The sequence below is a fragment of the Pseudooctadecabacter jejudonensis genome (assembly GCF_900172275.1).
GTDB classification, from domain to species: Bacteria; Pseudomonadota; Alphaproteobacteria; order Rhodobacterales; family Rhodobacteraceae; genus Octadecabacter; species Octadecabacter jejudonensis.
In genome coordinates this window covers 1-4,768 of the sequence record NZ_FWFT01000011.1, presented here as the reverse complement: position 1 = coordinate 4,768, position 4,768 = coordinate 1, and the positions used below count along the sequence as shown (strand labels likewise).

Below are 4,768 nucleotides of genomic sequence, written 5' to 3'. Positions count from 1 at the left end.
GTTTGCTGAGAAGAGATCTGGGAGGCAAATCGCATCACACAGGCCGAGAGAAGGCTCAGGGAAGCGATCGTCTCTCCAAAGCAGGGTTGGCAGTCGATATGGGCAGAGATGCCCTGTCCGGGCCGATATTCGTTGACGATGACCTGGTCAGGAGCGGTTTTGAAATAACCCTCAGCGGTCAACTGTTCGGCCAGCTTCTGGAACAACCCAGGCAATGGCCCAAGATAATCTTCCCGTCGGGCCTGCCGTGCCTTGTAGTCGTAGCGATAGCCATAATGCTGAACCCGTCGTTTCAGATCGGTGCGCCAAGGGGCCGCATCGATCTCCTGGATGAGCCTATCGGCTTCATCCTCCGGGACGTAGTTTTCCAGGTAGGTTAGCCCGTCTGGCCACTCATCCTGAAAAAACGAAAGTTGCGAAGGCGGTGTGGCCATCGGCAGCAGACTCCTCGTTGGCCGTGTTTTGGTGGGTATATTCTGGGTAATCTTTGGGGTCGAAAGTGTAGATCGCCGGAGCCGCAAAACCGGCCTTCCGTGCCGCCTCATCCATTTTGAACGCACCCTCATAGAACGGGCTGTCCACGGTCGAGATGATGACCAAGCCGCCCGGTTTCAGGTGGTTCCATACATTCTTGAGGAACCGGGTTACCAAGACATGATTTGGGTTTTGTCCGTAGCGTGGATCGCGAGAGGCCACATTTGGAAACTGGAAGATGATCGTGCGGAATTGGCGTTTGCCGATGGTGTCAGACAGCCGTGTAGCATCCACGCCGGTTTTGACACTGCACCCGAGTTTCAGAAGTTTGCGCGCATTGTCGTAGGCGGTGTCCGTCAGGTCTTCCTCTGCCTCGTACACTGTCGCGAGGATCGAAGAGGCGGAAACAAGCGGCTTGCGCGACATCGTCAGAGCAAAGCTCAGATTGCCTTCGCCTACAAACAGAACGCTTCCTGTGCGCATACGAGCGGTGAAGTCGAATTTCGCCGCCACCTTGGCCAGCTTCTTTGTCGACACCGCCGGATATCGGAGCGCCTGGTGAACAGCGTCCTGAAGCGTTGCGCCGCGAAATTCGTACATGGTGATCCCCAGGCGGATTTTACAAAACCTCGGCAGACTGCCGCATAGCGGTTAATCCCTGGTTAACCATGCGTTTGGCCTCGCCTCTGAGAGCCGCTCACAGCGCCCTCAGGCGGTTTTAGGCTTCTTGGGCAGGGTGGGCCTTAGAAAGCTTGATTTCGGTTGTGTGAGGGTGGCAGGAAATAGCAACGTATTACATTTGTGACAAATGACCCGTAGACTCGATCACACAACCCGCCAATCTATCGCCAAAAAGATGCGCGAAGGCGTCCGCCCGGACGTTTTGGCACGGGAGTATGGCGTCACCGTGCGCACGGTCTATCGCTGTGCCCAGTTCATGCGAGAGATACAGATCGAGCGGGGTAGCAGGACCGAAACCGTGGTCTGCCGTGTGTCCCCGGCGGACTTGGCGCTGTTCGATGAAAAGCTGCAAGAGGCCGGCGTTCGGAACCGGAGCGAAGCGCTGCGCAATGTCATCCGGAATGTTGGCGGTATGGCCGCGCCGGATGCTGAGCTGGCCGAGGCTTTGCTGGCCATGAAAGGCGCGCTCAACAAGGTGGGTAACAACGTCTCTCAGATTGCCAGACGGATGAACGATGCGAAAAACCGAGGGCAAGCGCTTCCCTTCAGCGAAACGGACCACACGGAGATCCGGCACCTGGCCGGAATGGTGCTCGATTTTGCGGACGAGGTTGCGCTGATGGCCGACGGGCGGCGCAGTACGCTTGAGCTCAAGGTTTCCGATGAGCTGAAGAACCTGGCCAAGCGCGGTGTCTAAGCCCGCGCCCTCCCCGCCATATGGGGGCGGTCGGGCGCTGCCGTTATTTTCTGCTCAGCATCGCCTGACGCAGGATTGCATTCATGCGGGATTGGTAGCCTTTCCCACCAGCTTTGAGCCAAGCGAGCACATCTGCGTCCAGGCGGGCCGTAATCTGCTTCTTGACCGGCCGGAAATGCTCGGGGCGTTTCATCTCCGCAAGCTGGGCGTCGGTCAGTTCGGGAATGTCGCTCGTGTCGATCTCAGCGTCAGGCAGCGCGGCGAGGCGCTTGAGGTCGGCTTTCTGTGCTTCCGTCAAAGGCGGGAGCGTGTCGAGTGTGTGTTCAACCTTCTTCATATCGCTTCCTTTCTTTCCGTGTTGCAGGACGCGCCGAGATAATGCGGATCACCTCAACCGGCTCGTCCAATGGCCCTTCTTCCGTGAACGTGTGAGCAACCAGGACGACCGCGAGCCCGTCGATCTGGCCGACCGTCTGCCAGCGTTGCTCACCGTCCTCGATGCGGTCCTGCACAGACAGGTGAAATGGATCGATGAAGACGCGGGCCGCGATCTCAAAGCTGAGACCGTGCTTGCGCTGGTTGGACAGGTTCTTGTCCTCGTCCCAGGTGAGGAGTGGAGATGTCATGTTAGAAACATAACTACATAATTGTAGTTATTCAAGACCTGAAGGGCTTGGGTCTCCCATCAAGGTATTTTACCCAAAGGGGTAAACCTGTTACCGTTTCATAATCTAACAATCTTAAGGTATGAAAGGGGTGGGGTAACGGGCATGTCACTATCCGCATCGCAGGCAGCGAAGAAAGTTGGAAAGAGCGTTCCGACGATCACAAGAGCCATAAAAAAAGGGAAATTGTCTGCTAAACCGCGTGACAGTGGCGGCTGGGTAATCGAGGCGTCAGAGCTTTTTCGCGTCTGGCCTGCCGTTTCAAGTGATAGTGACGTAACCCCAGCAATGTTAGGAGATGAAACCCCTTCTGAAACCAGTGTGTTAGAGCGTGAAGTTGAGCTATTGCGCGAGATGCTAGAGGAAACCCGTGTTGATCGGGACAGCTGGAAAGACCAGGCACAGAAGATCACGGCGTTGATCGAGGATCAGAGCGCTCGGAAAAAGGGGTTCTGGGCGCGCTTGGTTGGGAAGTGAGCCTTCATGACCGCCATTTTGCGATGATCGACCAGATTAAGAGTGAGAGAAGCCCAAGTAGCGCGGCTTGGGATAGAAAGCCTGACCAGGTACTGATCAAAACGTAGGTTTCCATGAACTCTGGGTATGTGCGATCAATGGTGCCAGGATTAGGCAGGCCAGAAAGACGACAGAGTACATCATGATCGGCGGAACCTACTCAACGCAAGCTCTCTTGCTTGTTGCAGTAGGCTACAAAGGCAGCTCCAGCGTTCTGAGGCGGGTTCCCTTTGCCAGCCTCATCCTGGGCGAACTCCATCCAGTTGGCGCGCAGGGCGTGGTAATCCCAGCCTTTCTCGCGTGCGATCCTGCGGGCCTTTTCTTCGGCCCAGTCTGGCAGGGTGATGGAAGGCGCGAGCGTGGTCTTTGTCTTGCGGGGACGGAAGATCACCAGATCATCTTCCGTCAGCTCCATGCGGTAGAACGGCATGTGATCGTCAGCGATGATCTGGCGGATATTGAGGCGAAACTTCTTGAGGGGCGCGTTGCTGCCAGTTTTGTTCTGGAGGTTGGCGAGGCCGATCTGCCATTTCTTCTGCTCACCACAATGCTTGCGGGCGATCTCGTAGATGCGCCGCTCAAGAGGGCGGCGCAGGCGGAAATAGTCGTTGGTGATCGTCACGACCTCGTTGCTCTCGATCGCGCGCATGACCCAATCGGAGAGGACAACCTCGCAGTAATCGAGCCGCCATGTGTCCGCCTGCATGACGAAGCCGCCCTCGTCGATCAGGCCGAAGATCCGCGTTTCGCGGCGGTTTCCGGTGGTGATGTCGGTTTGGAATGTCGTACCGCGCAACCTGTTGAACGCTTGTTCTAAGCGTTTGTAGTGATTGCCGCCAACGGGTCGATTTGTGGCAATGGACAATTCACGAGCGGAGAAGCGGACACGCTTTCCGATCTTCTCGCCTCGGTTCTTCCTGTGCATCAGCTGGCTGATGCAAAAGATCAGAATATCCTTGTCGAAGATCGTGGGCAGGCCAACCCATGAGGGTGTGATCTTCAGCTTATTGTCACCACTGCGATATTCGAGGTGGCGCATGTCTGGCTTGGTCGCCAGAGAGAACAGAGGATGTTCCATTGAGGCGATATCGTCCTTCGGAACAACATCCGAGATATCCAAGATGAAGAAGTCTTTTTGCGGGTGTCTATCGGGTAGCAAGGACATGTCTGCATGATACAGAATGTTTGTCCTATCAGGAACCAAAAGTTTGACGGATCAGGAACCGCTCTCAGGTTCGTTATGCCCGAACCTGAGTTTGTCCTATCAGGAACCCTTCCGCGCGATTTTCCGTTTGACCCTTTCGGAACCCAAGTTTGACCCTTTCGGAACCCAAGTTTGACCCTTTCGGAACCCTGTGGATGGTTTCCTATTTTTATATCATGTGGTTAAGGCCGATTTTTTGGCCCGTAACACTACTCCGTAGGTAACACTATTAACACTAGGGCATTTCGAACTTCATGGTCCGAAACGTCAGTGAGATGCGGCGAGAACGGGGGTACTGCTGACCATCAAAGACATCCGTCTTTCTGGAGGGGATGGCATGGGTCCACATGTGGCGAGCGTCACCTTTCAAAACTAACAAACTCGTGGATTGGAGATGTAGCTCTGTTTGCTGAGAAGAGATCTGGGAGGCAAATCGCATCACACAGGCCGAGAGAAGGCTCAGGGAAGCGATCGTCTCTCCAAAGCAGGGTTGGCAGTCGATATGGGCAGAGATGCCCTGTCCGGGCCGAT

The 4,768-nt window shown here is 55.5% G+C and carries 8 protein-coding genes; 2 read left to right on the top strand and 6 right to left on the bottom strand.

All coding sequences use genetic code 11. The features are described from left to right. The coding region (locus PSJ8397_RS16730; protein WP_085865778.1) for an alpha-ketoglutarate-dependent dioxygenase AlkB at window positions 1–434 on the bottom strand (434 nt) is incomplete at its 3' end. Continuing rightward, window positions 394–1,074, bottom strand: a complete 681-nt coding sequence (locus PSJ8397_RS16725; protein ID WP_085865777.1) for a Rossmann-like fold-containing protein — start codon at window positions 1,072–1,074, stop codon at window positions 394–396. The genes PSJ8397_RS16730 and PSJ8397_RS16725, both read right to left, overlap by 41 nt. A 208-nt stretch (window positions 1,075–1,282) precedes the next feature. On the opposite strand from PSJ8397_RS16725, the gene PSJ8397_RS17070 reads away from it, so the two are divergent. Beyond that, complete coding sequence (locus tag PSJ8397_RS17070) at window positions 1,283–1,852, top strand: hypothetical protein (RefSeq protein WP_159453171.1); 570 nt, start codon at window positions 1,283–1,285, stop codon at window positions 1,850–1,852. Between the two features lie 43 nt (window positions 1,853–1,895). Here PSJ8397_RS17070 and PSJ8397_RS16715 read toward each other — a convergent pair whose 3' ends face one another. Then, window positions 1,896–2,189, bottom strand: coding sequence for a BrnA antitoxin family protein (locus tag PSJ8397_RS16715; RefSeq protein ID WP_085865776.1), 294 nt, complete (start codon window positions 2,187–2,189; stop codon window positions 1,896–1,898). Next, window positions 2,176–2,478 (bottom strand): BrnT family toxin, encoded by a 303-nt coding sequence (locus PSJ8397_RS16710; RefSeq protein ID WP_085865775.1) that lies wholly within the window; start codon window positions 2,476–2,478, stop codon window positions 2,176–2,178. Before PSJ8397_RS16710 ends, PSJ8397_RS16715 begins: the two co-directional genes overlap by 14 nt. 144 nt (window positions 2,479–2,622) lie before the next feature. On the opposite strand from PSJ8397_RS16710, the gene PSJ8397_RS16705 reads away from it, so the two are divergent. Further along, a complete protein-coding gene (locus PSJ8397_RS16705; protein WP_085865774.1) occupies window positions 2,623–2,994 on the top strand; it encodes a MerR family transcriptional regulator in 372 nt (123 codons plus the stop codon). A 199-nt stretch (window positions 2,995–3,193) separates the two neighbouring features. Here PSJ8397_RS16705 and PSJ8397_RS16700 read toward each other — a convergent pair whose 3' ends face one another. Then, window positions 3,194–4,198 (bottom strand): replication initiator protein A, encoded by a 1,005-nt coding sequence (locus PSJ8397_RS16700; protein WP_085865773.1) that lies wholly within the window; start codon window positions 4,196–4,198, stop codon window positions 3,194–3,196. Between the two features lie 274 nt (window positions 4,199–4,472). After that, window positions 4,473–4,768: alpha-ketoglutarate-dependent dioxygenase AlkB (locus PSJ8397_RS16695; protein ID WP_143515526.1), on the bottom strand; the 296-nt coding region annotated here is incomplete at its 5' end.